Origin of the sequence: Streptomyces fulvorobeus, from assembly GCF_013167895.1 — a bacterium.
Taxonomy (GTDB): domain Bacteria; phylum Actinomycetota; class Actinomycetes; order Streptomycetales; family Streptomycetaceae; genus Streptomyces; species Streptomyces fulvorobeus.
In genome coordinates this window covers 718,977-743,644 of sequence record NZ_BLWC01000001.1, presented here as the reverse complement: position 1 = coordinate 743,644, position 24,668 = coordinate 718,977, and the positions used below count along the sequence as shown (strand labels likewise).

Genomic DNA, 24,668 nt, shown 5'->3' with positions numbered 1-24,668 from the left:
CATTGCGTACTCCATTGCACTAGTGCATAATATTGTTTGTGCTAGGAGACTATCCGATCAGTGGGCGGCGGGCATCCGAGATCGCCGAAAGTGTGGAGCGGGCGGTCGGTTCGGGTGGCCTCGCGCCCGGTGAAGTCCTGCCTCCGATGCGGCAGTTGGCGGCCCGTCTGGAGGTCAACCCGAATACGGTGGCGGCTGCCTACCGCACCTTGCGCGAGCGCGGGGTGATCGAGACGGCCGGGCGCCGGGGGAGCCGGATCAGGCCGCAGCCCGCGAGTACGACGCGCGGCTCGCTGCGCGTCGAGGCGCCCCCCGGCGTACGGGACCTGGGGGAGGGGAATCCGGACCCCGCTCTGCTGCCCGACCTAGGGGAGGCGCTCGCCTCGGCCGCGCGTGCGAACGCGGAGCGGCCGGGGATGTACGGGGGCCCGCCCGTGCTTCCCGAGCTGGCCGCGGCAGCCCGCGCGGCCATGGACGCCGACGGCGTCTCCTCAGGACCCGTGGTGGTGGCGTCCGGTTCGCTGGACGCGATCGAACGGGTGCTGTCGGCGCATCTCAAACCGGGTGACACCGTCGCCGTCGAGGACCCCGGCTGGGGCAGCATGCTCGATCTCGTACCGGCTCTGGGCCTGCGTGCCGTGCCGGTCGGAGTGGACGACGAAGGTCCGCGGACGGCCGAGGTGGCCCACGCGCTGCGAGGAGGCGCGCGGGCGCTGGTGGTGACCGACCGGGCGCAGAATCCCACGGGCGCCGCGGTGAGCGCGGCCCGGGCACGCGAGCTGCGGGCGGTTCTCGCCGGCCACCCCCGCGTCCTGCTCATCGAGGACGACCACGGGCACGCGATCGTCGATCTTCCCCTGCACCCGCTCACGGGCGTCACGGACCACTGGGCGTTCGTGCGGTCCGTGGCCAAGGCGTACGGGCCCGATCTGCGGCTCGCCGTACTGACCGGGGACGCCGTCACGGTCGACCGGGTGGCGGGGCGGCAGCGGCTCGGACCGGGCTGGGTCAGCAGACTGCTGCAACAGGCCGTGGTGCACCTGTGGGCCTCGGAGGCCGTCGACTCGGCGGCTGTCGCCCGGGCGTACGCGGAACGGCGGGACGCACTCGTCGGGGCGCTGGCGGAGCGCGGCGTCCGGGCGCACGGCCGGAGCGGGATGAACGTCTGGGTGCCCGTCAGTGACGAGACCGGGGCCGTGACCCGCCTGCTGCGCGCGGGCTGGGCGGTTGCCCCGGGCGCGCGCTTCCGGATGTCCGCGCCCCAGGGGGTGCGGATCACCGTGTCACAGCTGACCGCCGCCGACATCGCACCGCTGGCGGACGCGGTCGCCGCGGCGGCGGGCCCGGCCCGCCCGATCAGCTTCGGCTGAGCCGCCGTACGCGGGTGGTGCGCTGCGTGAGGGCGGCGCCCGCGAGGATGACCAGGGCGAGGGGGCAGCGGGGCGGGTGGGGCGGTGCCGACGAGAAGGTGGCTGCCGTCAGCGCCCGTGCGGATGAGTCGCTGCCGGTCAGAGTCCGGCGTACGTGTATCCAGCCGGTGTGTGGCTGGTGCCGTCAGGGCGGTGGTCGAGGGCCGGGCCTGCCGGCATCCCCTGGGGATGCCGGCAGGCCCGGATGTCCGGCCGGGGTCACACCAGGCTGATCGACCCCGCCTCCACCTTGATGGCCTTGGCGGGCAGCGGCTGGGTCGCGGGTCCACCGGTCACCGCGCCGGTCGCGGCGTCGAACGTGCTCCCGTGGCAGGGGCAGTTGATGACTCCCTCGGAGATCCCCTTCACCGAGCAGCCCTGGTGCGTGCACTTGGACGAGAACGCCTTGAACTCACCGGCCTTCGGCTGGGTCACCACCACGCCCTGGTCGGCGAAGACCACTCCGCCGCCCTCGGGGATGTCGGCTGTCTTCGCGAGGGCTTCGCCGCTCGTGTCCGCCGCGCCGCCCTTCCCGGTCTCACCGGTCTTCCCGGTCTGTTCGCTTCCGCACGCCGCGAGTACGGCGACCACTCCCGCCGCACCGACCGCGTTCACCACGGTGCGGCGCCCGAGGCGGCCCTGACACTCCTGCCCTGCGCTCATGCCGGCTTTCCCTTCATCGGATACATGACCTCGGCCATGCATACGTGAGCGGACGCCGGTGTGTTCAGGGAACGGGAGGATTTCGGCCGGGCGGCCGGTCAGGGTGTTCCGGTGGAAGCCGCCGGAACACCCGGGTCGAGGCGGGCGCGGAGCGTGGCCGCGAAGTCCTCGGCCCGGGCCAGCTGGACGCGGAGTCTGTCGACCTGCTCGGTGGCGGCCTGCTCGTAGGCGCGGAGACGGCCCATCAGCGCCCCGCGTTCGTCCGCCGGGAGATCCCTCCCCGAATCGAGCCGGTCGGTGGCGTCCAGCAGCTCGCGCATCTGGTCGAGGGTGAAGCCGAGCGGTTTCATGCGCCGGATGACCATCAGCCGGGCGACGTCCGTCTCCGTGTAGAGGCGGAAACCTCCCTGGGAGCGGGCGGAGGGGGCGACGAGCCCTGACTCCTCGTAATGCCGGATGGTGCGCAGGGACAGCTCCGTCCGCGCGGCGACCTCGCCGATCTGCATGTGCTTGCCGTCCACGCGTGTGGTCCTGGCCCTTCTCGTCCTGGCGGGCCGGGCCCGTGCGACCCCGCCGGTCTCTACTCTAACGTTAGGGTAGGGTTGCTCGCGGTGAGGGCGCCTGTGGGCTGCCCCGCCCCGTAGCCCGCCCGGGCCGATGGAGCCCCCGGCGACCACCGCTTCCCGCACCGGTCACCGCTCCGTCCGCCCTGACGCCCGGGCCGCCCCGAGGGGCTCCGGCCCGGTACTCACGCCTCTTCCACACGTACGCCCTGCGGGGTGCGCCCGAGCACGACAGGCCACTGTTCCCTTGTCTTCTTCCGCTGTGTCTCCCGCCGCGCGACTGCGCGGTCTGCGTCCGGACTGGCTCGCCGACCCCAGGGTGTGGCGTACCGAGGTGCTGGCCGGCCTGGTGGTCGCGCTCGCGCTGATCCCGGAGGCGATCTCGTTCTCGATCATCGCCGGGGTCGACCCGGCGATCGGTCTCTTCGCCTCGTTCACGATGGCCGTGGTCATCTCGGTCGTCGGCGGACGGCGGGCGATGATCTCGGCCGCGACCGGTGCGGTCGCGCTGGTCATCGCACCGCTGAACCGGGAGCACGGGCTGGGCTACCTGATCGCCGCCGTCATCCTGGCCGGTATCTTCCAGGTCGTGCTGGGCGCGCTCGGAGTGGCGAAGCTGATGCGGTTCATCCCGCGTTCCGTCATGGTCGGCTTCGTCAACTCCCTCGCCATTCTCATCTTCGTCGCCCAGGTCCCCGAGATGCACGACGTGCCGTGGCCGGTGTACCCGCTGCTGGCGGCTGGTCTGGCGCTGATGGTGTTCTTCCCGAGGATCACCACCATGATCCCGGCCCCGCTCGTCTCCATCGTCATCCTCACCGCCATCACCGTGGCGGCCGGGATCGCCGTGCCGACCGTGGGCGACAAGGGCGAACTGCCCTCCTCGCTGCCGGTACCGGGCCTCCCGGACGTGCCGTTCACCATGGACACGCTGACGACGATCGCGCCGTACGCCTTCGCGATGGCGCTGGTGGGTCTGATGGAGTCGCTGATGACGGCCAAGCTCGTCGACGAGATCACCGACACCCACTCCGACAAGACCCGCGAGTCGATCGGGCAGGGCGTCGCCAACATCGTCACCGGCTTCTTCGGCGGAATGGGCGGCTGCGCGATGATCGGCCAGACGATGATCAACGTGAAGGTCTCCGGGGCCCGGACCCGGCTCTCCACCTTCCTGGCCGGCGTGTTCCTCATGGTGCTCTGCATCGTGTTCGGCCCGATCGTCTCCGACATCCCGATGGCCGCTCTCGTCGCCGTGATGGTCATGGTCTCGTTCGCGACGTTCGACTGGCACTCCATCGCGCCCAGGACGCTCCGCCGCATGCCGGCCGGGGAGATCACGGTCATGGTCGTCACCGTCGGCTGCGTGGTGGCCACCCACAACCTGGCGATCGGTGTCGTCGTCGGCTCGGTGACCGCCATGGTGGTGTTCGCCAAGCGCGTCGCCCGCCTCGCCGACGTCATCCCGGTGCGGGACCCCGAGGGCGGCGTCGTGGTCTACACCGTGACTGGTGAACTGTTCTTCGCCTCGTCCAACGACCTCGTCGGCCGGTTCGACTACGCCGCCGATCCGGACCGCGTCGTCATCGACCTGAGCGCCGCCCACGTCTGGGACGCCTCGTCCGTCGCCGCCCTGGACGCGATCCAGGCCAAGTACGCCCAGCGCGGCAAGACAGTCGAGATCACCGGCCTGAACGACGTCAGCGCCGACCTCCACGCCAGGCTCAGCGGGGAACTGACGAGCCACTGAGCCGGCCACCCGCGGCGTTCACGGGCCGCATCACTTCTGGCGTGTCGTGGTGCTCAGGCCGTTCGGACGACCGTCCGGTGGACGGCGGCCAGGGTGCCGGGTGTGATGCGCAGGGTGAGTGCGGAGCCTGTGGCCATGACCTGGACAGCCGGGTCCTTGGAGACGATGCCGGAGACGGGACGGTTCCAGGTGACGTCGATCGTGGCGCCGTCGCGCAGAGGTCCGGAGACGCAGAGCGTGGCGGTCGTGCCCGTCTCGTGGATCATCACGGAGGCGGGGGCGCCGGCGGTGACGTCGCCGGCTGTGCCGGCGAGCCAGAAGTTGACGCCCGTGAAGCCGAGCGAGGGTACGCGGACACCCTGCTGGTCGTTGGAGTTGGCGAGGACGGTGAGCCAGCCGGTGTCGGCGGCGCGGGCGGCCGTCTGCGCCGCGCTCGCGCCCGGCATCAGGACGTAGGAGTACGCGGCCCAGGTCGGGTCCGTGCCGTGGTCGAACCAGAGCGTGAGATAGCGGCGGGTGACCGGGTCGGTCACGGCGCCCTTGTTGATGTCCGACCACGCGCCCGTACGCGCCTGACGCAGTGCCTTCAGCGACGTGGCGCCGCCCGGGAAGACGTATCCGGCGTGTCCGGCGAGGTGCGCCCACCGCGCGCCGGTGAGCGTGGCGGCCCAGCCAGGTGCGGTGGACTGGGCGGAGCCGTCGACGGTGAGGCTGTGGACGCCGTTGGCACCCAGGTTGCGGTTCTCGACGACCGACTCGACGCCCGTGCCGTCCCTGCCGTGGATTCCGGCACCGAGGCAGACGATCGCGTCGTCGAGGAAGAACCACGACTTCTTCGCGAGGAGTGTGGAGGACAGCCCCTTCAGATACTGGCCGACCGCCGCGTATGTGCCGTCACTCGCCCCGCCGACCCACCGCACATCGGGCCGGGCCACGCCCCACACTCCGCCCTCGCCGTCGGCGAGCGGCTTGCGGGAGGCGGTGGTGCCTGGCAGCCGGTAGGGGTCCACGGTCGGCCAGAAGTCGTCACTGTACTGCCCGTTGGCGAAGTCGCCGCCCCACCAGTAGAGCATTCCGGAGCCGCTGTGCCAGGCGCGCAGGTTCTCGCCGTTGCCGTTCTCGTAGTAGGTGATCCGGTTCGACGCCATGGACAGGCCGGCCGCCCAGCCGGTGCGACGGTGCACGGCCCGGTCCATGCCGGGGAAGAGACGGTGACCGGTCGGCTCGGGGCTCGCCTGGGCCGTGCCGTCGTTGACGGCCTTGAGGCGGGAGAGCGCGGCGACTCCGAGCGTGGGACTGGCGAGGACCGGGCTGTAGTAGTCGCGGGCGATCCACCCCTTGACCATGCCGTCCCAGCGGGTCTTCTCCGCGGCGGACGCGCTCTGGGCGAGCAGCGCGACACACGCGATGACCGAGTGGCCGCGCAGATGGTCGTCCTGACGGACGCCGCGGGTGTCCGCCTTCTGTACGCCACGGCTGATCGCCCGCCCGGAGACGGCGTCCATCGCGAGGCCGTTGAAGAGGAAGGGCGCGTACGCCTTCTCGACCGAGTCGAACACGACCTGGCGGCCGCTGTCCGTGACCTCCCACGCCGACCCCTTGAGCAGGGTGAACAGCATCGAGAGTCCGCCGAGCATCACGGCGCCGTACGAACCGGCGTACGGGACGGAGGTGTGCTGGATGAAGCTGCCGTCGGCGTAGAGCCCGTCGCCGCTCGTGACGAACGGGAAGACCGGGGAGAGCGCGTCCCGTGCGAGGGAGAGCTTGGCGGACGACCTGCCGACGACGCCGCGCAGGGCGAGGACGCGGCACAGGTCGACGCGGTTGGCGCCTGTGGAGGTGCCGGTGTAGTTCGCGACCGCGCTGTCGGGGACGAAGTGGTCGACGGCGGCGCAGTGTTCGGCGATACGGGCGGTGCCGAGGTGGTCGTGGAGCAGGACGTCGATGTCGAGCAGCGCCTGTGGGATGCCGATCTGCCAGTTGTACCAGTTCCCGTAGCGCGCCTGGCCGGCGTGGTACGCCTGGTCGTGGAGGTGGTCGAGACCGGCGAGGATGTCGGCGCGCAGGGCGGTGTCGCCCGTGAGACCGGTGCCGGGCTGGGCGTACGACTCGGCGAGGGTGCGCAGGCGGTTGTAGCTGGTGTTGAGGTTGCCGGAGTACGTGTACGACTCGGCGTCCGTGTCCGGCTCGGGGTCGGCGTAGGGCAGGTCCGGCCAGAGCGAGCCGTTCACGCGGACCATGGCGGAGCGCAGTTCACGGGCGGTGGCCCCGAGTGCGGCCAGCTTGGAGGCGAAGGGCTCGGCGGTCGGAGCGAAGCCCGAGCCGAGGACCAGGTCCCGCCACTTCAGGCGGAGCGCGTCGAAGGCGTCGGCCTCGGCGGCGTAGGCGCGGGCCCCGGCGGCCGGCAGCGCGAGCGGAGCGAAGGCGGCGGCGGCCAGCGCTGCGCGCAGCACGCCGCGGCGGGAGAGCAGGTAGGCGGGAATGGCAGGGTGCATGGCGGGGGCACCTCCGGGGAAAGGGGCGTGTCGTTGAAGCTGGAACCACGCTTGGTTGAGCGGTTTCTCTCACGAAGCCGGTCAACACGTCAATGCGCAGTTCGATCCACGGTCAAAATGATTGTTCGAGCAGAAACGTTCATAATCAATCGCCAGAGGGCTAAGCTGCAGCTCAGTCCGGCGACGAAGGGGGAACCGAGGCATGCATGCCGAGGAAAGGCATCAGGCGATACTCCGCAGGCTGCGTGAGCAGGGCTCACTTCGCGTCACCGAGTTCGCCGAGGAGTTGCGGGTCTCACCGGTCACCGTCCGCCGGGACATCGAGGCGCTCGCTGAGCGGGGCCTGATCGCCCGCGTGCACGGCGGCGCCGTGCTGCAGGAGAGCCATGCCCAGAGCACCGGCCCCGCGCAGCCGGCGCGGAAGCGGCCCGAGGGCGGGGCCATGACCTTCGGTCTCATCGTGCCGGCCGCGGACTACTACTACCCGGAAGTGATCAAGGGCGCGCAGGAGGCGGCAGGCGACCGCGGAATCCGTCTGGTCCTGGGCATCTCCCAGTACAGCCCGGAGCAGGAGCGGGCGCATGCCGCGCAGATGCTCGCCGACGGCGTGGACGGGCTCCTGATCACCCCGTGCGGCTCGGCGGCGGCCGCGTCCTGGCTCGCTGAGCTGGCTGTGCCGCACGTCCTGGTCGAGCGCCGGCCGGGGGACGACATCTCGGGCGCCGAGCGGGTGGTCACCGACCACGTGTACGGCGCCAGGCTCGCGGTGCGGCACCTGGCGGACGCGGGCTACCGGCGGATCGGACTGATGCTCCGCGAGGACAGCCCGCACGGCGCACTCCTCCTGGAGGGCTACCGCGGCGGTCTGGTGTCGGCCGGGCTCGAACCGCCCGGTGGCGATGAGAGCGCGCTCTTCCGGCTGCCTCCGCCGGCCGGTGACGCGGCCGAGCGCGAGCGGCTGCTCGACGCGCTCGCCGACGCGGCGGGCGAAGGGCTGCTGGACGCCACCCTGATCCACAACGACCATGACGCGATCGTGCTGCTCCAACGGTTGCGCTCCCGCGGCCTGGACGTGCCCGGTGATATCGCGGTCGTCGCCTATGACGACGAGGTCGCCTCACTCGCCGACATCCCGCTCACCGCGATCGCCCCGCCCAAGCACGCCGTCGGCGCGGCCGCGGTGGACCTGCTCGCGCAGCGCGTCGCCGATCCGGGACGTGCTCGCCACCTGCTGGCCATCCTGCCCGAACTGCGCGTACGTGCCTCCAGCGCGCCGACCAGCCCCTGACTGTCGCAGAGCACGGGAGAAACCTCCATGTTCCACATACCGGCCGGGGGTTCCTCCCCGACGACCGCCCGGCGCGCCTGCTGTCCGGCGCCCTGCACTACTTCCGCGTCCTGCCGGAGCAGTGGCCGCACCGCCTTCACATGCTGCGGGCACTGGGCCTCGACACCGTCGAGACCTACGTCCCGTGGAACTTCCACGAGCCCCGCCCGGGTGCGTACGACTTCACGGGTCCTGCGGACCTCGACCGCTTCCTGCACGCCACCCGCGAGGCCGGCCTGCGCGCGATCGTGCGGCCCTCGCCGTACATCTGCGCGGAGTGGGAGAACGGCGGCCTGCCCTGGTGGCTGCTCGCCGACCGCGAGGTGCGGTCGCTGCGCTGCCAGGACCCCGCGTACCTGGCCCATGTGGATCGCTGGTTCGACCGGCTCATCCCGATCGTCGCCGCCCACCAGGTCACCCGCGGCGGCAACGTGCTGATGGTGCAGGTGGAGAACGAGTACGGGTCCTACGGATCGGACACGGGGTATCTGGAGTACCTGGCCGCCGGGCTGCGGGCGCGTGGCATCGACGTTCCCCTGTTCACCTCGGACGGCCCCGACGACTTCTTCCTGACCGGCGGGACGGTCCCGGGGCTGCAGGCCACCGTCAACTTCGGCAGCCGCGCCACCGAGGCGTTCGCGAGCCTGAGGAAGCTGCGGCCCAAGGACCCGGCGATGTGCATGGAGTTCTGGTGCGGCTGGTTCGACCACTGGGGCACGGAGCACGTCGTACGAGATCCGGCGGAAGCCGCGGCCGCGCTGGAGGAGATCCTCGCGGCCGGCGCGTCGGTCAACCTCTACATGGCGCACGGCGGGACGAACTTCTCCACCTGGGCGGGGGCCAACACCAAGGATCCGGCGACCGGTGAGCGCTATCTGCCGACGGTGACCTCGTACGACTACGACGCGCCGATCGACGAGCGCGGCGGCGTCACGGAGAAGTTCTCCGCGTTCCGGGACGTGCTCAGGGCCTACGCCGTCGAGCCGCTGCCCGAGCCGGAGCCGCCCGCCCCGCTGCTGCTCCCGGCGTCCGTCGAACTCACCGAATCGGTCCGGCTCTTCGACGTGCTGGACGCACTCGCGGGTCCGGGGGTAAGCGCCCCGGAGCCGCCGTCCTTCGAGGAACTGGGCACGGGCCACGGCCTGGTCCTCTACGAGTCGTGGATTCCCGGCCCCCGCGGCCCCTACCCGCTCTCCGTCCAAGGGCTGGCCGACCGGGCGCACGTCTTCGTGGACGGCAGGGCGGTCGGCGTACTGGAACGCGACCGGGTCGAGTCGATCGAAGACGTCGCGGTGCCCGGCGCCCAGGCGCGTGTGGAGCTGCTGGTGGAGTCGATGGGGCGGATCAACTACGGGGCGGGGCTCGGCGACCGCAAGGGTGTGCGGCGGGTGCTGCACACCCAGCAGATGCTGCACGGCTGGACCGCGCGCGCGGTGGAGCTGGGGCACGGGACGCCGGACGCGCTGCCGTGGGGCGCGACGGGGGCGGACCGGGGCCCGGTGTTCCACCGGGGTTCTCTGGAGGTGGCCGAGCCGGCCGACACGTACCTGGCACTGCCCGGCTGGGGCAAGGGCTATGTGTGGGTCAACGGTTTCTGCCTGGGCCGCTACTGGGAGGAACGGGGGCCGCAGCGCACGCTGTACGTCCCCTGGCCGCTGCTCGAGGCGGGGCGCAACGAGATCGTCGTACTGGAGCTCGACGGCTGTGACCGGCCCGTGGTCGAGCTGCGCCGCGACGCGGATCTCGGCTGACCCGCACGGGGCCCGGCGGTCACGGTGTCTGTTCGAGTGTTCATATGGACAGATTGTTCGATCGATATCTTTTCTTGATGGTCGTTTGTTCACTTGCTATTGACTCTGATCGGTTCTGGCCGAAAGATGTGCGTCAACTCGCCGCTTTCACACGCCTCCCGTAGGAGTAGCGCCATGCAGTCCACCTCCCGCACGTCCGCTCCGGCCCTCGCCGCCGCGGTCGCCGCCCTCGCCCTGCTCGCGACCGCCTGCGGTGGAGCGGACTCCGGCTCGGCGGACGCCGCGACCGGCTCCGCCGGCAAGCCCGTCGACATCACGTACTGGTCATGGATGCCGGGGACCAAGGACATGGCCGCCGCGTTCAACAAGACCCACCCGGACATCAAGGTCACCTTCGCCGAGATACCCGCCGGCCTGAACGGCGGCTACGACAAGATCTCCAAGGCCGTGAAGGCGGGCAACGCGCCGGACGTCGTCAACCTCGAGTACCAGGCCGTCCCCGACCTCGTCACCCAGGGACTGCTGCGCGACTCGAGCGGCGAACTGGCCGAGTCCGTCAAGGGGTACGCCCCCGCCTCCGTCCAGGCGTTGGTCACCCTAGGCGGCAAGACGTGGGCCGCGCCGTACGACGTGGGCCCGCAGACGCTCTACTACCGCACCGACCTGTTCAAGCGGTACGGCATCGAGGTCCCCACGACGTGGACCGAGTTCCGGACGGCGGCCGAGAAGGTCAGGACCGCTTCCAGGGGGCAGGCGCGGCTGCTCGACTTCTGGGGCGACGACACGGCTACCTGGGCCGGGCTCTCCCAGCAGGCCGGGGCACAGTGGTACGGCTCGACCGGCGACGCCTGGAAGGTGAGCATCACCGACCCGGCCACGAAGAAGGTCGCCGACTACTGGAAGGACCTGGTCAGGAACGACCTCGTCCTCAACCACAAGGCGTGGAGCCCCGAGGCCACCAAGACCGTGACCGACTCCAGGGCGATCGCGCTGATCGGCGCCTCCTGGAGCGCCGGTTCCATCAAGACCACGTACCCCGCTCAGGCCGGGAAGTGGGCCGAGGCTCCGCTCCCGCACTGGGGTACGCCGGCCACCGGCGCGGTCGGCGGCTCGGCCTTCGCCATCACCAAGGACAGCAAGAAGGCGAAGGCGGCGGCCGAGTTCATCCGGTGGGCGACCACCGACGAGGCGGCCGTCAAGGCCCGGCTCGCGGCAGGCACCTCCAGCGGCCTGCCCGCGGCCGAGAAGCTCCGCGCCGCCGCCAAGTCGACGTTCGACGCCTCCTACTTCGGCGGGCAGGACATCTACGCCGTCGCCGGTGCCCAGGTGCCGAACATCGCCGAAGGCTGGAGCTGGAGCCCGGTGCACAACTCCACGACGATGACCCTGCAGGCGGAGTTCGGCAAGGCGCAGAAAACCGGCGAGTTCTGGGCAGCCTTCCAGGCCGGCCAGGCCGCAGCCGAGAAGGCGATCACCGACCGGGGTCTCAAGCTCGCCAAGTAACGCCCGCTACGAGGTTTCCCCCGGGGCGGGCGGACGCGGGCGGACACGTCAGCCCGGGTCCGCCCGCCCCGGGCGCCCGATCATCCAAGGAGCTACCGCCGATGACTTCCCGGCTCGGCCGCGGGCAGCGCAGCACACCGGCCCTCTTCATCGCCCCCTTCTTCGTCCTCTTCCTCGCCACCCTCGTCGCCCCCGTCTGCTACGCGCTGTGGATGAGTCTGTTCCGCGAACAAGCCACCTCGGGCCTCGGATTCGAGGCTCCGGAGACCCTGTTCGTCGGCGTCGACAACTACCTGCGGGCGCTGGAGGACACCGCGTTCCGCGACGGCTTCCTCCACGTCGCCCTGTACTGCCTGATCTACATCCCGGTGATGGTGGGCGGGGCCCTCGCCCTGGCCCTGCTGGTGGACTCCACGATGGCGAGCGCGAAGAGACTCTTCCAGCTGGCCTACTTCCTGCCGCACGCCGTGCCCGGCCTCATCGCCGCGATCATCTGGGGCTTCCTGTACACGCCCGGTCTGAGCCCGGTGGTGGACTTCCTTAACACCTTCGGCGTCGAATGGGACTTCCTCGGCGCCGACACGGTGATCTTCTCCATGGCCAACGCCGCCGCATGGCAGTGGATGGGCTACAACACGGTGATCTTCTATGCCGCCCTCCAGGCCGTGCCCAGGGAGACCCTGGAGGCGGCCACGGTCGACGGCGCCGGACAGCTGCGCACCGCCCTGGCCGTCAAGCTGCCGATGATCCGTTCGTCGGTCGTTCTCACCATGCTCTTCACCGCGGTCGGCGCGATCCAGCTCTTCAACGAGCCGGAGGTGCTGCGCGCCCAGTCGTCCGCCATCTCGCAGAACTGGAGCCCGGTGATGTACATCTACCAGGCCGCCTTCACCAAGCACGACTACGGCCTGGCGGCAGCGGCCTCCCTGATGCTGGCGCTGCTCGGTGCCGCGCTGTCGTTCGTCATCACCAAGCTCGGCAACCGCTGGAAGGAGGCGTGACCATGGCGCTCACCGCCGAGGCACCCGCGACCGGGGCGCCGGCCGCCTCACCCGTACGGACGGCCACCCCCCGCCGACGCCCCACCGGCACCTCGTGGTCGTCCAAGGCCGCGGTCAACACGATCCTCGCCATCGTCGCCGTGTACACGCTGATGCCGCTGAGCTGGCTGCTGCTCAACGCCACCAAGAGCAACGGAGATCTGTTCGGCCGTCCCGGCTTCCAGCTCGCCGACTTCAACCTCTTCGCCAACCTCTCCGCCCTCTTCGCCCACCAGGACGGGATCTTCGGCCGCTGGATGGCGAACAGCATGCTGTACTCGGTCGTCGGCGCCCTCGCCTCCACCCTCGTCTCGCTGCTGGCCGGGTACGCCTTCGACAAGTACCACTTCCCCGGCAAGGAGAAGCTGTACGGCCTCGTGCTGCTGGGCATCCTCGTCCCGCACACCGTCCTCTCCCTGCCGATGTACCTGATGGCCTCGGAGACAGGGCTGGTCAACTCCTACTGGGCCGTGCTGATCCCCGGCCTGGTCAACCCCTTCGGCGTCTATCTGGCCCGCGTCTTCGCCGAGAGCTACGTCGCGGGCGAGACCCTGGAGGCGGCCCGGCTCGACGGCGCGAGCGAACTGAGGACCTTCCGGTCCGTCGCGCTGCCGATGCTCTCACCCGCCTTCGTGACGATCTTCCTCTTCTCGTTCACCGCGAGCTGGAACAACTTCTTCCTCCCGCTGGTGATGCTCAACGACTCCGCGCTCTACCCCGTGGGGCTGGGCCTGTTCAACTGGAACGCCACCCTCGCGCAGGAGCCGCAGTTCTACTCGTTCGTCATCACGGGCTCACTGCTGTCCATCGTCCCCCTCGCCGTCGCCTTCATCGCGCTCCAGCGTTACTGGCGTTCCGGCCTCACCGCAGGAGCCGTCAAGTGACGCCGCCTCTCCCGTCCCGCCGTCCGCGTACCGTCCTCGCGATGGACCCTTCGGTCAGCAAGGCGCTGTTCGACCGCATGGCGCTCGACCGGCTCACTGCCCTCGCCGACACCGACCCCTCCCTCGTGGTCGAGGACTTCGCCGACCCCGCTCTGGCGCAGGTGCTCGCGAGGGCCGAGGCGCTGCTGACGGGCTGGGGCTGCCCACCGCTCACCGCCGGGGTGCTGGACCGGATGCCCAGGCTGCGCACGGTCGTGCACGCCGCCGGCTCGGTGAAGCACCACATCACCGACGCCTGCTGGGAGCGGGGGCTGACGGTCGCCTCCGCGGCGGCGGCGAACGCGCTGCCCGTCGCCGAATACACCCTGGCCGCCATCCTCTTCTCCGGCAAGGGTGTGCTGGCGGCGGAGCGGGCGTACCGGGACACGCGAGCCCGGATCAGCTCGATCGACCTGATCGGGGCGGGCGGGAACTACCGCCGCACGGTCGGCGTCGTCGGCGCGTCCCGGATCGGGCGCCGGGTGATCGAGCTGCTGCGCCCGCACGACCTGCGCGTGCTGCTGTACGACCCGTACGTGGACGAGGAGGAGGCGGCACGGCTCGGTGTCCGGCCGGTGCCGCTCGACACCCTGGCGGTGACGAGCGACGTGGTGACGATTCACGCGCCGGAACTCCCGCGGACTCGGCATCTCTTCGACCGGGAGCGCCTGAGCCTGCTGCCGGACGGTGCGACGCTCATCAACACGGCACGCGGCTCCCTGGTCGACACCGCCGCTCTGACGGACGAACTGGTCTCGGGACGGCTGAACGCGGTGCTGGACGTGACCGAGCCGGAGGTGCTGCCCGCCTCCTCGCCCCTGTACGACCTTCCCAACGTGCTGCTGACACCCCACGTGGCCGGCTCGCTCGGCAACGAACTGCTCCGGGTGGCGCACGCCGCGCTCGATGAACTGGAAAGGTATGGACAAGGACTGCCCTACGCCGATCCGGTGTGGTCCGAAGCGCTGACCCGCTCGGCCTGAGCATCCCCGAACATCTAGGAGCCGGCACGGCCGGCCCCCGTGCCGGCCCGGGCGCTGCGTGCCTACCGAGATCTGGTGCTTCATCGCGGGTCCGCTGGACATCCGCCGGGGAGTGGTGCTTTACGGGCGCCCGTACACCTTGCACAGGTAGTACGTGGGGGGGTAGACACCAGCGTCATCGAGGCAGACGCGTACAAAAGACGCACCACCAGGGACATCCGCCGTGGCAGGGGCGGTGAAGGCCGCGCTCGTGCCGCACACCCCGCCGCTGTAGTTGAAGTCCAGCTGATGCCTGGCGCTGTCCAGGGTGAATACTGTGGTGCCCCGGCAGTTGGACACATCCACCGACTTCTCCGTGCCCGTCACACCGACCGAACGGTCGTACCAGGTGATGGTGCCCCTCGTGTAGGTATTTCCGACCGTGACGTCGAACGGGGTGGTCGGATAGGCAGTTGCCTGGGCGCTGGCCGTGGGCGCACTCAGCAGCGTCCCAGCGGTGAGAACGGTGCCGCAGAGGGCGGCGGCAAGACGAGTACGCATGACTCTCCCCGAGTTGACGGCTGGTTGTTCGAGCACCCTCAACTCTCCAGGCCGCCTGTCGACGGTGTCCAGAGGGCAGTACCGTTTCCAGACACCCTCACTCCAGAGGAATCCGCACGCAGGAACGCCCGTACGAACGTTGCCTTCTGCTCGTCCGTCCACCCGGGCGAGGGCGGTCGGCCGCCGGTGACCTCACCGGTGCGCGAGTGCTCCTTGCCTGGCCACCCCTCATGCGGCTCCACCGGCCACGGCAGGCTGCGCCCGAATCCCAGGAGCTCCGCAGTGGCCCGGTGAAGCCGGACCTGGGCGGCGTGGAGGGCGTGGGGGAACCTCGGTGCAGTCATGTCATACGCTAATAGTAAGTGTGTTCGATGCATCTGCATGGAGTGCACCGGTTCCGTCATACACGCGAGCCGACGTCACGCAGACCCGGCCCCGGGCACTGTCGGTCGCTTTTCCGCCACGGGTGGCTGATTGCCGTGGTTTCCCCCCTGAGCGGCACGGCGTCTGGATCGGTCACAAGGGCTGCGGGTTACCGGGCTCCGGGCCAAAGGGCGGTGGGGTCCGCGGCCGCAGGCGTTCGCCTGCGGTCCGAACAGGATCAGGTACTCGACCGGCCCGCCGAGGCCGGTGTTCGCCATCCCGTGCGGGGTGCGGGTGTCGAACTCGGCGACGTCCCCGGCGGTCAGGACGAGATCCTGGCTGCCGAGCGCGAGCCACAGTCGCCCGTACAGGACGCACAGCCACTCATAGCCCTCGTGGGAGACCTGCCGGGGCCTGGCGGGCAGATCCTCGACGACGGGCAGTACGTGCTTGTGGGCGTGCAAGCCGCCGACGTACCGGGTGAGCGGCAGCACCGCCTTGTCGTCGCCGAAGCTCAGCGGCGCCGAGGTGCGCGGCGCAGCCGCCGGGACGGGTGCGGTGCCGGCCAGCACGTCCAGGGAGACGCCGTACTCCTTCGCCAGCTTCAGCACCACCTCCAGGGTGGGCTTGCGCCGGCCGGTCTCGATCCGCGACAGCGTGCTCGGCGAGATGCCGGTCGCGCGGCTGATACCGGCGAGCGTGGCGCCATGATGCTCGCGCGCGGCCCGCAGCCTGGGCCCCATGGCCGCCGACGTGTCGCCCAGCTCCTCGCCAGCCACCGTCCCCGCTCCTTCCAGCCGCACCGCTCAACCGCCCCGTCCTGCGATCTTGCCAGGATGGCAACGCTGATGGCGGCGGGCAGCCGCCGCGCCGCATGATCGACGAGTAGCCGCCTCCGCCCGCGAAACCAGGAGAAGCCCATGCAGCCCGAGCCGACCGCCGAGCTCCGCCACCGCATCATCGAAACCCCGGCCGGGCGCCTGCATCTGGTCGAGCAGGGCACGGGCCCGCTGGTCCTACTCGTGCACGGCTTTCCCGAGTCCTGGTACTCCTGGCGCCTCCAGCTCCCGGCCCTCGCCGCCGCCGGCTACCGGGCGGCGGCGATCGACGTGCGCGGCTACGGCCGCTCCTCCAGACCCGCCGCCACCGACGCCTACCGGATGCTCGACCTGGTGCAGGACAACGTCGCCGCGGTGCGCGCCCTCGGCGAGGAGAGCGCGGTGGTCGTCGGCCACGACTGGGGCTCCAACATCGCCGCCTCCTCCGCACTGCTCCACCCCGAGGTCTTCCACGCCGTCGGCCTGCTGAGCGTCCCCTACGCACCGCCGGGCGGCCCCCGCCCCACCGACGTCTTCGGCCGGATCGGCGGCCCCGAGCAGGAGTTCTACGTCTCCTACTTCCAGGAGCCCGGCCGCGCCGAGGCGGAGATCGAGCCCGACGTCCGGGGCTGGCTCGCCGGCTTCTACGCGGCGCTGTCCGCCGACACCATGCCCGCCCGGGGTGAGCCCGACCCGCACTTCGTCACCCACGGCGGCCGGCTGCGCGACCGCTTCCCCACCGGCCCGCTCCCGGCCTGGCTGAGCGAGGACGACCTCGACGTCTACGCCGCGGAGTTCGAGCACACCGGCCTGACCGGCGCCCTCAACCGCTACCGCAACATGGACCGCGACTGGGAGGACCTCGCCCCCCACCGCGGCGCCCCGGTCACACAGCCGTCCCTGTTCATCGGCGGCACCCTGGACGCCTCCACCACCTGGATGGCCGACGCCATCAACGCCTACCCCACCACTCTCCCCGCCCTGTCCGCATCCCACCTGCTGGAAGGCTGCGGCCACTGGATCCAGCAGGAACGCCCCGCCGAGGTCAACCGCCTGCTGACCGACTGGCTCACCACCCTCCAGAGCTGAACCGGACACACCGGGCACCCGCCCCCGGGCACCCCCCACATAGGCGATACGGCGTTCTCACACGTCCGCCACCCTGCCTGTGACCGAGCACTTCCAACTGTCGACGCAACCCGCTCACGTCCCCAGCCCATGCGTCCGGGACTGTAAATCGGGTGGGGGTGGGCGGCGTCGGGCGCTCGGCGCTCTGGTCCGCCCGTGCCCGCCCGTTCCCCCCTCTGGGCGGGCCAGTCGCCCACGGGTGATGCGAGTGGGGTTACCGGGGCGGTGCGGGGGTCGGCTGCCCGGCTCGTACAGGGCCGGCGCAGGGGTCGGGCCGGGCAGCCGGAGGGGGCGTGCGTCAGCTCGTCGAGGGGTTGACGGTGAGAGTGGCCGTGTTGTTCGTCAGGTCGGGGTCGAAGGTGCGGACGGCGGGTTCGTAGGCGTCGTTGTAGAGGGCGGCGCGGGCGGTGGCGTTCGGGATGACCTCGTCGATGTGGAGGGTGAAGGGGAAGGTGTGGGTGGCGGGCTTGCCGGATTCGGTGAGGTAGATGGGGGTGTTGCAGCGGTAGCGGGTCCCGGACTCGGACCAGCAGGCGTCGGGGGCGGAGGCGACCGAGGTGCCGGCGGGTATGTCGATGTCGACGGTCGCGGCGGGTTCGCCCGCGCCGAGGGAGGCGACCCAGGCGGGGCCCGCGTTGTGGACGGTGACGGTGGCGGGGACGGTGTCGCCGGCCGCGCCGGAGACGGTGGAGGCGGTCAGCCGGTAGTCGGCCTGGTTGACGGTCTTCACCGTGAAGCTGCGGTACGGCTGGAGCTCGTCGGAGGGGGCGGCGGCCGGGGTGAGGTTCAGCTCCGGGCCGGCGCCCGGGGTGAAGGCGCGGCCGGCGCGGGCCTCGGCGAGCGCCTGCTCGGAGTAGGGCTGCGCCGAATAGTCGACGCGGTCGAAGAGGGCCATGTCCTTGGTGCGGAACTTCAGCGGGAGGGAGTGGTACGCGCCCGGGGTCGTCCGCTCGTCCAGGACGCAGAGGAACGTACGGCCGGTGACGGCGTTCGTGGACTCGCAGTTGGAGGGGACGGACATGCCGAGGCGGATGCCGCGGGAGGTGAAGACGGTGAGCAGGGTGCGGTCGGCGGTGCGGTTGCCCTGGTTGCCGAGGACGACGGAGGAGTCGAAGGGCTGGTCGGGTGCCATGCCGGTGCGGTACTCGGCCTGGGTGAGGCCGAGCGCGGGGCCGTCGTTGACGGCGACGTAGGTCTCGCCCGGGTAGGCGTTCATGCCGCCGGCCTGGGCGGTGTAGCGGACGTAGCCGTCGTTGCCGTCGGTGGCGCCCGGCTTTGTGGTCAGGCCGATCCGCGCGGCGGGGGCGTTGGCGCCGCCGGGGAGTTCGGGGGTGGTGCAGACGGCGGTGGTCTCGTTCTCCGGGCGGCAGTTCGCGGGCCAGGTGACCTCGGCGAACGAGGCGACTCCGGAGGCGTCGACGGTGAGCGTGCCGGCCGCGACGGTGGTCGCCGTGTTGTCGTGGCTGATCTGCACGGTCAGCGACTGCGACGGTGCGGGGGAGCCGTCCTCGGACGGGCCCGCGAGGGTGATCTCGTACGGGTCGGACCAGAGCCACAGGGCGTCGGAGGCGGCCGCGGCGGGGGCCGCGGCCGGGCCGGTGACGGCGGCGAGCGCGCCGAGTGCGGCGGCGGAGGCGATGAGCGTCTTCTTCACGGGGATCAAGACAGCGGAGATCGGCGGATGGTTGTACGAGGGGAGAAGGGCCGGTTTCAGTCCGCCGGGTCGGCCGTGCGGTCGTCGAGGATGCCCGAGCGGGCGATGAAATAGCCGAGTTGGGCGCGACTGCCGCCGCCGAGGGCGGCGGAGAGTTGGCGATGTGGCCGCGGCAGGTGCGGATCTTCATGCCGAGGCGGCGGGCGATCGCTTCGTCGACGTGGCCCTCGACGAGGAGGTGGGCGATGGCCAGCTGGGTGCCGGTGATCCCGTCGGGGCGGGCCCGTGGGGGGATTCCTCGGACCATGGGGGTGGCCTGGCGCGAGCGTCTGCATCATCGCCTATCGCCACCCCGCTGGGGCAACTGGCCTCGATAGCCGCCCCGGCACCGCTCCTTGATGCCGTTGACCTGCGTACGTTCCTGACCGGGATGCCCGATCCCAGGGGCCGTAAAGGCCGGATCTACCCCTTCAGCGCACTGGTCTGCGCGGTGGCCGCCGCCGTCCTGCCCGGTGCGAAGTCGCTGGCCGCGATCGGGGAATGGATCACCGACGCGCCGCCCTGGGCCCTGCGGACACTCGGCTTCACCCCCGACCCGTTCACCGGGCAGACCTCCGCCCCGCACCCCGCGACCATCCGCCGCCTGCTGGAACGCCTCGACGGCGACGCCCTCGACCGAGCCGTCGGCGCGTTCCTCGACACCCGCTCGGCCACAAGCGCCACGGTGGACGGGCCGGTCGCGCGGGCAATCCGCCGGGCCGTCGGCGGCCACCGCCAGAACGCCGCGGCGGTGGCCGCCGCCGTCGACACCCTCGCCCGCGATCACTCTCGGTTACTATGCTCACTTCATGCCGGAGGCCGGCAGCAAAGGGCGCGGCACCATCGACGGTCTGCTTGGGGAGCGCGGGGGATCAGCTAGCTGGCCGGAACTCCCCAGATTTCCCCCAGCGCCGTCGACTGGCGATTCCCGCCTCTACGCCCCGAAGGAGCCCTCCGTTGAATGCAAGGCTAAGAGATGGGTGGCCTGGGAAAGTGCTAAAAGAGGTTGTCGCGACCCGCTACGTCACGCCCCTGCGGGAGGGTGGATCGCTCCCCGGGATCGTCGAGGCCGACGATCTGGGCACGTACGTCATGAAGTTCACCGGCGCGGGCCAGGGCCGCAAGACCCTCGTGGCGGAGGTCGTCTGCGGAGAGCTCGGCCGGCGGCTGGGGCTGCGCGTGCCGGAGCTCGTCACCATCCAGCTCGACCCCGTCATCGGGCTGGCCGAGCCCGACCAGGAGGTGCAGGAACTGCTCAAGGCGAGCGGCGGCCTCAACCTCGGGATGGACTACCTTCCCGGCTCGCTGGGCTTCGATCCGCTCGCCTACCAGGTCGGGCCCGCGGAAGCCGGGAAGGTCATCTGGTTCGACGCGCTGATCAACAACGTCGACCGGTCGTGGCGCAACCCCAACATGCTGGTCTGGCACGGCGACCCCTGGCTGATCGACCACGGGGCCACGATGATCTGGCACCACAACTGGCCCGGGGCGCAGACCTCGGCGGCCAAGCCCTACAACGCCTCCGACCACGTGCTCGCACCCTTCGGCCCGGACATCGCGGCCGCGGCCGCCGAGCTGGGCCCGCTCGTCACCGAGGAGCTGCTCACCGAGGTCGTCGCCGACGTACCCGACGAGTGGCTCGTCGACGAGCCCGGCTTCGAGTCGACGGACGCGCTGCGCCGCGCCTACGTGGCACCGCTGCTGGCCCGCGCGCGCAGCGTCCACGAGCGGATCTCGCTGGACGCGCCGACCAGGACCAGGCCCTCGCAGGCGCCCGGCTGGCTCGTCGGGCGCCTGGCCCCCCAGCCGGCCGGTGACGAGCAGAGCGGCAAGGGCGGCCGACGATGACCAGGCGCGATGTCTTCGAGTACGCCGTGCTGCGGGTCGTCCCCAGGGTGGAGCGTGGTGAGTGCTTCAACGCGGGCGTGCTGGTGTACTGCCGGGCGAGATCCTTCGTCGCCGCCCGCACGCATCTGGACGAGCGCAAGCTCGCGGCGCTGGACCCGAGGGCCGACGTGGTCGGCGTGCGGGCCGCTCTGCGGGCCGTGGAAGGGGTCTGTCACGGCGGTGACGCGGCGGGCCAGGCGGCGGGCGACGACCTCGGACGGCGTTTTCGCTGGCTGATCGCGCCGCGTTCCACGGTCGTCCAGCCGGGGCCCGTGCACAGCGGCCTCACGACGGACCCGGCGGCTGAGATCGAACGGCTGCTCGACCTGCTCGTGCGCTGATCGCGGGCCCGGCGGCGCCGCGCGGGAGGCGCCGGCGGGTGTGACATACGCCGCTGCGCCCTCGGGCCGTTGACACCGGGTGCCGGGCCTTCTAGCGTCTCGTCTGCTGAAGGTACTAAGCGGTTGCTCAGTCATGGGGAACTTTTCCGTCAGGGATCGTCCCCACGTCCGCTGAGCCCCGATCCAAGGGCGAGGAGATCCAAGCATGTCCACCACCGAGCAGCGCGTCGCCATCGTGACGGGAGCGGCGCGGGGCATTGGCGCCGCCACCGCAGTGCGTCTGGCGGCCGAGGGCCGCGCCGTCGCCGTACTCGACCTCGACGAGGCGGCCTGCAAGGGCACGGTCGAGAAGATCACCGCCGCCGGGGGCACCGCCCTCGCGGTCGGCTGCGACGTGTCGGACAGCGCGCAGGTGGAGGCGGCTGTCGCGCGGGTCGCCACCGAGCTCGGCGCCCCGACGATCCTCGTCAACAACGCGGGTGTCCTCCGTGACAACCTGCTCTTCAAGATGAGCGAGTCCGACTGGGACCTCGTGATGAACGTGCACCTCAAGGGCGCGTTCCTGATGGCCAAGGCCGTCCAGAAGCACATGGTGGACGCCAAGTTCGGCCGTATCGTCTCGCTCTCCTCCTCCTCCGCGCTGGGCAACCGCGGCCAGGCCAACTACTCCGCCGTGAAGGCCGGCCTCCAGGGCTTCACCAAGACCCTCGCCAAGGAGCTCGGCAAGTTCGGCATCACCGCCAACGCCGTCGCGCCCGGATTCGTCGTGACCGAGATGACGGCTCAGACGGCGGCCCGGGTCGGTATGGGCTTCGAGGAGTTCCAGGCCGCTGCGGCGAGCCAGATCCCCGTACAGCGCGTCGGCCACCCCGAGGACATCGCCAACGCCATCGCCTTCTTCACGGGCGACGACGCGGGCTTCGTCTCCGGCCAGGTCATGTACGTCGCCGGCGGACCGCTCAACTAACTCGAAGGGCAGGACATGACTGTGCGGGACAGCGGCAGGGTCGCCCTCATCACGGGGGCGAGCCGCGGTATCGGTTACGGGATCGCCGAGGCGCTCGTCGCCCGCGGCGACCGGGTCTGCATCACGGGCCGCGGGGAGGAAGCGCTCAAGGAGGCCGTCGAGAGGCTCGGCGCGGACCGGGCGACCGGCATCCCGGGCAAGGCGCACGACGAGGCCCACCAGGCCGCGGCGGTCGCCCACACCATGGAGGTCTTCGGCCGGATCGACTTCCTCGTCAACAACGCGGGCACCAATCCGGTGTTCGGACCGATGGCCGAGCTGGACCTCGCCGTCGCCCGCAAGGTCTACGAGACCAACGTGATCTCCGCGCTCGGCTTCGCCCAGCAGACCTGGAAGGCGTGGCAGAAGGACAACGGCGGGGCGATCGTCAACATCGCCTCGGTCGCCGGTGTCTCCGCCTCGCCCTTCATCGGCGCGTACGGCATGAGCAAGGCGGCCATGGTCAACCTGACCCTCCAGCTGGCGCACGAGTTCGCCCCGGGCGTCCGGGTCAACGCGATCGCTCCGGCCGTGGTGAAGACCAAGTTCGCCGAGGCGCTGTACGAGGGCCGGGAGGCGGAGGCGGCCGCCGCCTACCCGCTCGGCCGGCTGGGCGTCCCGCAGGACATCGGCGGGGCGGCGGCGTTCCTCACCTCCGAGCAGTCCGGCTGGATCACGGGACAGACGCTCGTCGTGGACGGCGGGATCTTCCTGAATGCGGGCGTGGCCTGAGACGGCCTGAGTGGATTTGACCCTGATTGACTCAAGTGCCCCGTCAGGCCCGTGGATTGGCCCGGCGGGGCGCTGCGGTATGGTCTGCCGACCCATGGCTGATCGAGGAGCGTGCGCGTGTTCTACCGGGCCAGTCTGCAGGCTGCTGCAGCCCTTGCTTCCCTGTCGTTGCTGGCCGGCTGCGGTCTGCTGTCCGACAGCAGTTCCGAGACGGACCAGCAGATAACCATCGGTACGACGAGCGCGCCCTCGACGCTCGACCCCGCCGCGGCCTGGGACGGCTCCTGGGAGCTGATGCGCAACGTCTTCCAGACCCTCGTGAGCTTCCCCACGGGCAGTACGAGTCCCGAGCCCGACGCCGCCGACTCCTGCACGTTCACCGACGAGACGAGCATGGCCTACCGGTGCGAGCTCCGTGAGAACCTGAAATTCTCCAACGGCGAGAAGATCGACGCGGAAGCCGTGAAGCACTCCATCGACCGCATCAGGACGATCAAGGTCAAGGGCGGCCCCCTCGGCATGCTCGGCTCCCTGGACCGGGTGGAGACGAAGGGCGAGGACGAGGTGATCTTCCACCTCAACAAGTCGGACGCCACGTTCCCGTTCATCCTCGCCACCCCGGCGATGTCGCTCGTCGCGCCGGGCGAGTACCCCAAGGACAAGCTCCGCAGTGACGGGAAGGTCACCGGCTCGGGCCCGTACCTCCTGGAGTCGTACGAGGCCAAGGAGGTCTCCGAGCTGACGAGGAACCCGGACTACAAGGGCTTCGCCGACCGCAGGAACACCGCCGTCACCATCCGGTACTTCGACGACTCCGCCTCCATGGTGAACGCGCTGAAGAAGAAGGAGATCGACGCCACCTACCGCGGTCTGACCGCCCAGGAAGTGGTCAGCCTGGAGGACGACAAGTCCGACAACGACGGTCTCCAGATCATCGAGACGGTCGGCGCGGACATCCGGTTCCTCGTCTTCAACCCCCGGGACCCCGCCGCGGGCAAGCCGGCGGTACGCCGGGCCATCGCGCAGCTCGTGAACCGTGACGCGCTGGTCGCCAAGGTGTACCAGGGCACGGCGGAGCCCCTGTACTCGATGGTGCCCAAGGGCATCGCCGGCCACACCACCAGTTTCTTCGACACCTTCGGCGACCCCGACGAGGCCAAGGCCAGGTCCATCCTCAGCAAGGCCGGCATCACCGAGCCCGTCAAGATGACCTTCTGGTTCACGACCGACCGGTACGGCTCCTCGACCGCTCCCGAGTTCGCGGAGCTGAAGCGCCAGCTGGAGGAGTCCGGGCTGTTCAGGATCACCCTGAAGAGCGCGCCCTGGACCGCTTTCCAGGAGGGTTTCACCAAGGGCGAGTACCCCGTATTCGGCCGTGGCTGGTTCCCGGACTTCCCGGACCCGGACAACTTCATCGCCCCCTTCGTGGGCAAGGAGAGCGTCACCGGCACCCCGTACCTGAACGCCGAGATCACCGACGAGCTGCTGCCGTCCTCCCGCCAGGAGAGCGACCGGGGCGCGGTCAGCAAGCAGTTCGAGCAGGCACAGCAGATCCTCGTCGACGACGTCCGGCTGCTGCCGCTGTGGCAGGGCAAGCTGTACGTCGCGGCGGGCGAGGACATCGGTGGCGCCGAGCGCGCCCTGGACCCGCAGACCGTCATGCAGCTGTGGGAGCTGTACCGCAAGACCAGCTGGTAGGGCGTGCGGGCCCGCTGTCAGTGGCCCCCGGTAGGTTCTGTGATCAAGAACTGAC

The 24,668-nt window shown here is 70.7% G+C and carries 21 protein-coding genes and 2 pseudogenes; 15 read left to right on the top strand and 8 right to left on the bottom strand.

Translation table 11 applies throughout. The features are described from left to right. Window positions 1–38: 38 nt before the first annotated feature. Window positions 39–1,370: an aminotransferase class I/II-fold pyridoxal phosphate-dependent enzyme gene (locus tag Sfulv_RS03200; RefSeq protein WP_173311070.1), complete on the top strand. Its 1,332-nt coding sequence runs from the start codon at window positions 39–41 to the stop codon at window positions 1,368–1,370. Window positions 1,371–1,628: 258 nt separating this feature from the next. Here Sfulv_RS03200 and Sfulv_RS03195 read toward each other — a convergent pair whose 3' ends face one another. After that, window positions 1,629–2,072, bottom strand: a complete 444-nt coding sequence (locus Sfulv_RS03195; protein ID WP_173311068.1) for a Rieske (2Fe-2S) protein — start codon at window positions 2,070–2,072, stop codon at window positions 1,629–1,631. 98 nt (window positions 2,073–2,170) lie between these two features. Next, the gene (locus Sfulv_RS03190; protein ID WP_173311066.1) at window positions 2,171–2,593 is read right to left on the bottom strand and encodes a MerR family transcriptional regulator; all 423 of its coding nucleotides are present in this window, start codon (window positions 2,591–2,593) and stop codon (window positions 2,171–2,173) included. 304 nt (window positions 2,594–2,897) lie between these two features. Here Sfulv_RS03190 and Sfulv_RS03185 point away from each other — a divergent pair, with 304 nt between their 5' ends. Continuing rightward, window positions 2,898–4,385 (top strand): SulP family inorganic anion transporter, encoded by a 1,488-nt coding sequence (locus Sfulv_RS03185; protein ID WP_256668802.1) that lies wholly within the window; start codon window positions 2,898–2,900, stop codon window positions 4,383–4,385. Between the two features lie 53 nt (window positions 4,386–4,438). Here the strand turns inward: Sfulv_RS03185 and Sfulv_RS03180 are convergent, their stop codons facing one another. Then, on the bottom strand, window positions 4,439–6,880 hold the full coding sequence (locus Sfulv_RS03180) for a polysaccharide lyase 8 family protein (RefSeq protein ID WP_173311062.1): 2,442 nt from the start codon (window positions 6,878–6,880) through the stop codon (window positions 4,439–4,441). Window positions 6,881–7,082: 202 nt separating this feature from the next. Here Sfulv_RS03180 and Sfulv_RS03175 point away from each other — a divergent pair, with 202 nt between their 5' ends. From Sfulv_RS03175 to Sfulv_RS03150, 6 genes are all read left to right on the top strand, one after another. Further along, window positions 7,083–8,168 (top strand): LacI family DNA-binding transcriptional regulator, encoded by a 1,086-nt coding sequence (locus tag Sfulv_RS03175; RefSeq protein ID WP_173311060.1) that lies wholly within the window; start codon window positions 7,083–7,085, stop codon window positions 8,166–8,168. Next, on the top strand, window positions 8,165–9,958 hold the full coding sequence (locus Sfulv_RS03170; RefSeq protein WP_173317554.1) for a glycoside hydrolase family 35 protein: 1,794 nt from the start codon (window positions 8,165–8,167) through the stop codon (window positions 9,956–9,958). The genes Sfulv_RS03175 and Sfulv_RS03170 overlap by 4 nt, the downstream gene beginning before the upstream one ends. A gap of 174 nt (window positions 9,959–10,132) precedes the next feature. Then, on the top strand, window positions 10,133–11,461 hold the full coding sequence (locus Sfulv_RS03165; protein ID WP_173311058.1) for an ABC transporter substrate-binding protein: 1,329 nt from the start codon (window positions 10,133–10,135) through the stop codon (window positions 11,459–11,461). A 101-nt stretch (window positions 11,462–11,562) separates the two neighbouring features. Continuing rightward, window positions 11,563–12,462 carry a carbohydrate ABC transporter permease gene (locus Sfulv_RS03160; RefSeq protein ID WP_173311056.1) on the top strand — a complete coding sequence of 300 codons (900 nt, stop codon included), beginning with the start codon at window positions 11,563–11,565 and terminating at the stop codon, window positions 12,460–12,462. A gap of 2 nt (window positions 12,463–12,464) precedes the next feature. Continuing rightward, window positions 12,465–13,385 (top strand): carbohydrate ABC transporter permease, encoded by a 921-nt coding sequence (locus Sfulv_RS03155; RefSeq protein ID WP_173311054.1) that lies wholly within the window; start codon window positions 12,465–12,467, stop codon window positions 13,383–13,385. A gap of 41 nt (window positions 13,386–13,426) precedes the next feature. After that, entirely contained in the window at window positions 13,427–14,407 is a 981-nt protein-coding gene (locus tag Sfulv_RS03150) for a hydroxyacid dehydrogenase (RefSeq protein ID WP_173311052.1), read from the top strand. A gap of 120 nt (window positions 14,408–14,527) precedes the next feature. Here the strand turns inward: Sfulv_RS03150 and Sfulv_RS03145 are convergent, their stop codons facing one another. From Sfulv_RS03145 to Sfulv_RS03140, 3 genes and pseudogenes are all read right to left on the bottom strand, one after another. Next, window positions 14,528–14,947: a hypothetical protein gene (locus Sfulv_RS03145; protein WP_173311050.1), complete on the bottom strand. Its 420-nt coding sequence runs from the start codon at window positions 14,945–14,947 to the stop codon at window positions 14,528–14,530. Window positions 14,948–14,985: 38 nt separating this feature from the next. Continuing rightward, the gene (locus Sfulv_RS31785; protein ID WP_503827469.1) at window positions 14,986–15,291 is read right to left on the bottom strand and encodes a DUF8825 domain-containing protein; all 306 of its coding nucleotides are present in this window, start codon (window positions 15,289–15,291) and stop codon (window positions 14,986–14,988) included. A gap of 172 nt (window positions 15,292–15,463) precedes the next feature. After that, window positions 15,464–16,053: pseudogene (locus tag Sfulv_RS03140) on the bottom strand (helix-turn-helix domain-containing protein). A 177-nt stretch (window positions 16,054–16,230) separates the two neighbouring features. Here Sfulv_RS03140 and Sfulv_RS03135 point away from each other — a divergent pair. Then, window positions 16,231–17,217: an alpha/beta fold hydrolase gene (locus tag Sfulv_RS03135; RefSeq protein ID WP_173311048.1), complete on the top strand. Its 987-nt coding sequence runs from the start codon at window positions 16,231–16,233 to the stop codon at window positions 17,215–17,217. Between the two features lie 337 nt (window positions 17,218–17,554). On the opposite strand, the gene Sfulv_RS03130 is transcribed toward Sfulv_RS03135, so the two are convergent. Both Sfulv_RS03130 and Sfulv_RS30090 read right to left on the bottom strand, forming a co-directional pair. After that, window positions 17,555–18,910, bottom strand: a complete 1,356-nt coding sequence (locus Sfulv_RS03130; protein ID WP_256668801.1) for a DUF11 domain-containing protein — start codon at window positions 18,908–18,910, stop codon at window positions 17,555–17,557. Between the two features lie 56 nt (window positions 18,911–18,966). Next, window positions 18,967–19,193, bottom strand: a pseudogene (locus Sfulv_RS30090) (helix-turn-helix transcriptional regulator); the annotation flags it as partial. Window positions 19,194–19,340: 147 nt separating this feature from the next. Here Sfulv_RS30090 and Sfulv_RS03125 point away from each other — a divergent pair. The 6 genes from Sfulv_RS03125 (at window position 19,341) to Sfulv_RS03100 (ending at window position 24,613) form a co-directional block, all read left to right on the top strand. Continuing rightward, complete coding sequence (locus tag Sfulv_RS03125) at window positions 19,341–19,829, top strand: transposase family protein (RefSeq protein WP_173311044.1); 489 nt, start codon at window positions 19,341–19,343, stop codon at window positions 19,827–19,829. A gap of 113 nt (window positions 19,830–19,942) precedes the next feature. Beyond that, window positions 19,943–20,797, top strand: coding sequence for a HipA family kinase (locus tag Sfulv_RS03120; RefSeq protein WP_173311042.1), 855 nt, complete (start codon window positions 19,943–19,945; stop codon window positions 20,795–20,797). Continuing rightward, window positions 20,794–21,177, top strand: coding sequence for a DUF3037 domain-containing protein (locus tag Sfulv_RS03115; RefSeq protein WP_173311040.1), 384 nt, complete (start codon window positions 20,794–20,796; stop codon window positions 21,175–21,177). Before Sfulv_RS03120 ends, Sfulv_RS03115 begins: the two co-directional genes overlap by 4 nt. Before the next feature lie 205 nt (window positions 21,178–21,382). Further along, entirely contained in the window at window positions 21,383–22,144 is a 762-nt protein-coding gene (gene fabG, locus Sfulv_RS03110; RefSeq protein WP_173311038.1) for a 3-oxoacyl-ACP reductase FabG, read from the top strand. 15 nt (window positions 22,145–22,159) lie between these two features. After that, on the top strand, window positions 22,160–22,915 hold the full coding sequence (locus tag Sfulv_RS03105) for an SDR family oxidoreductase (RefSeq protein WP_173311036.1): 756 nt from the start codon (window positions 22,160–22,162) through the stop codon (window positions 22,913–22,915). A gap of 117 nt (window positions 22,916–23,032) precedes the next feature. Then, on the top strand, window positions 23,033–24,613 hold the full coding sequence (locus Sfulv_RS03100) for an ABC transporter substrate-binding protein (RefSeq protein ID WP_173311034.1): 1,581 nt from the start codon (window positions 23,033–23,035) through the stop codon (window positions 24,611–24,613). Window positions 24,614–24,668 lie beyond the last annotated feature (55 nt).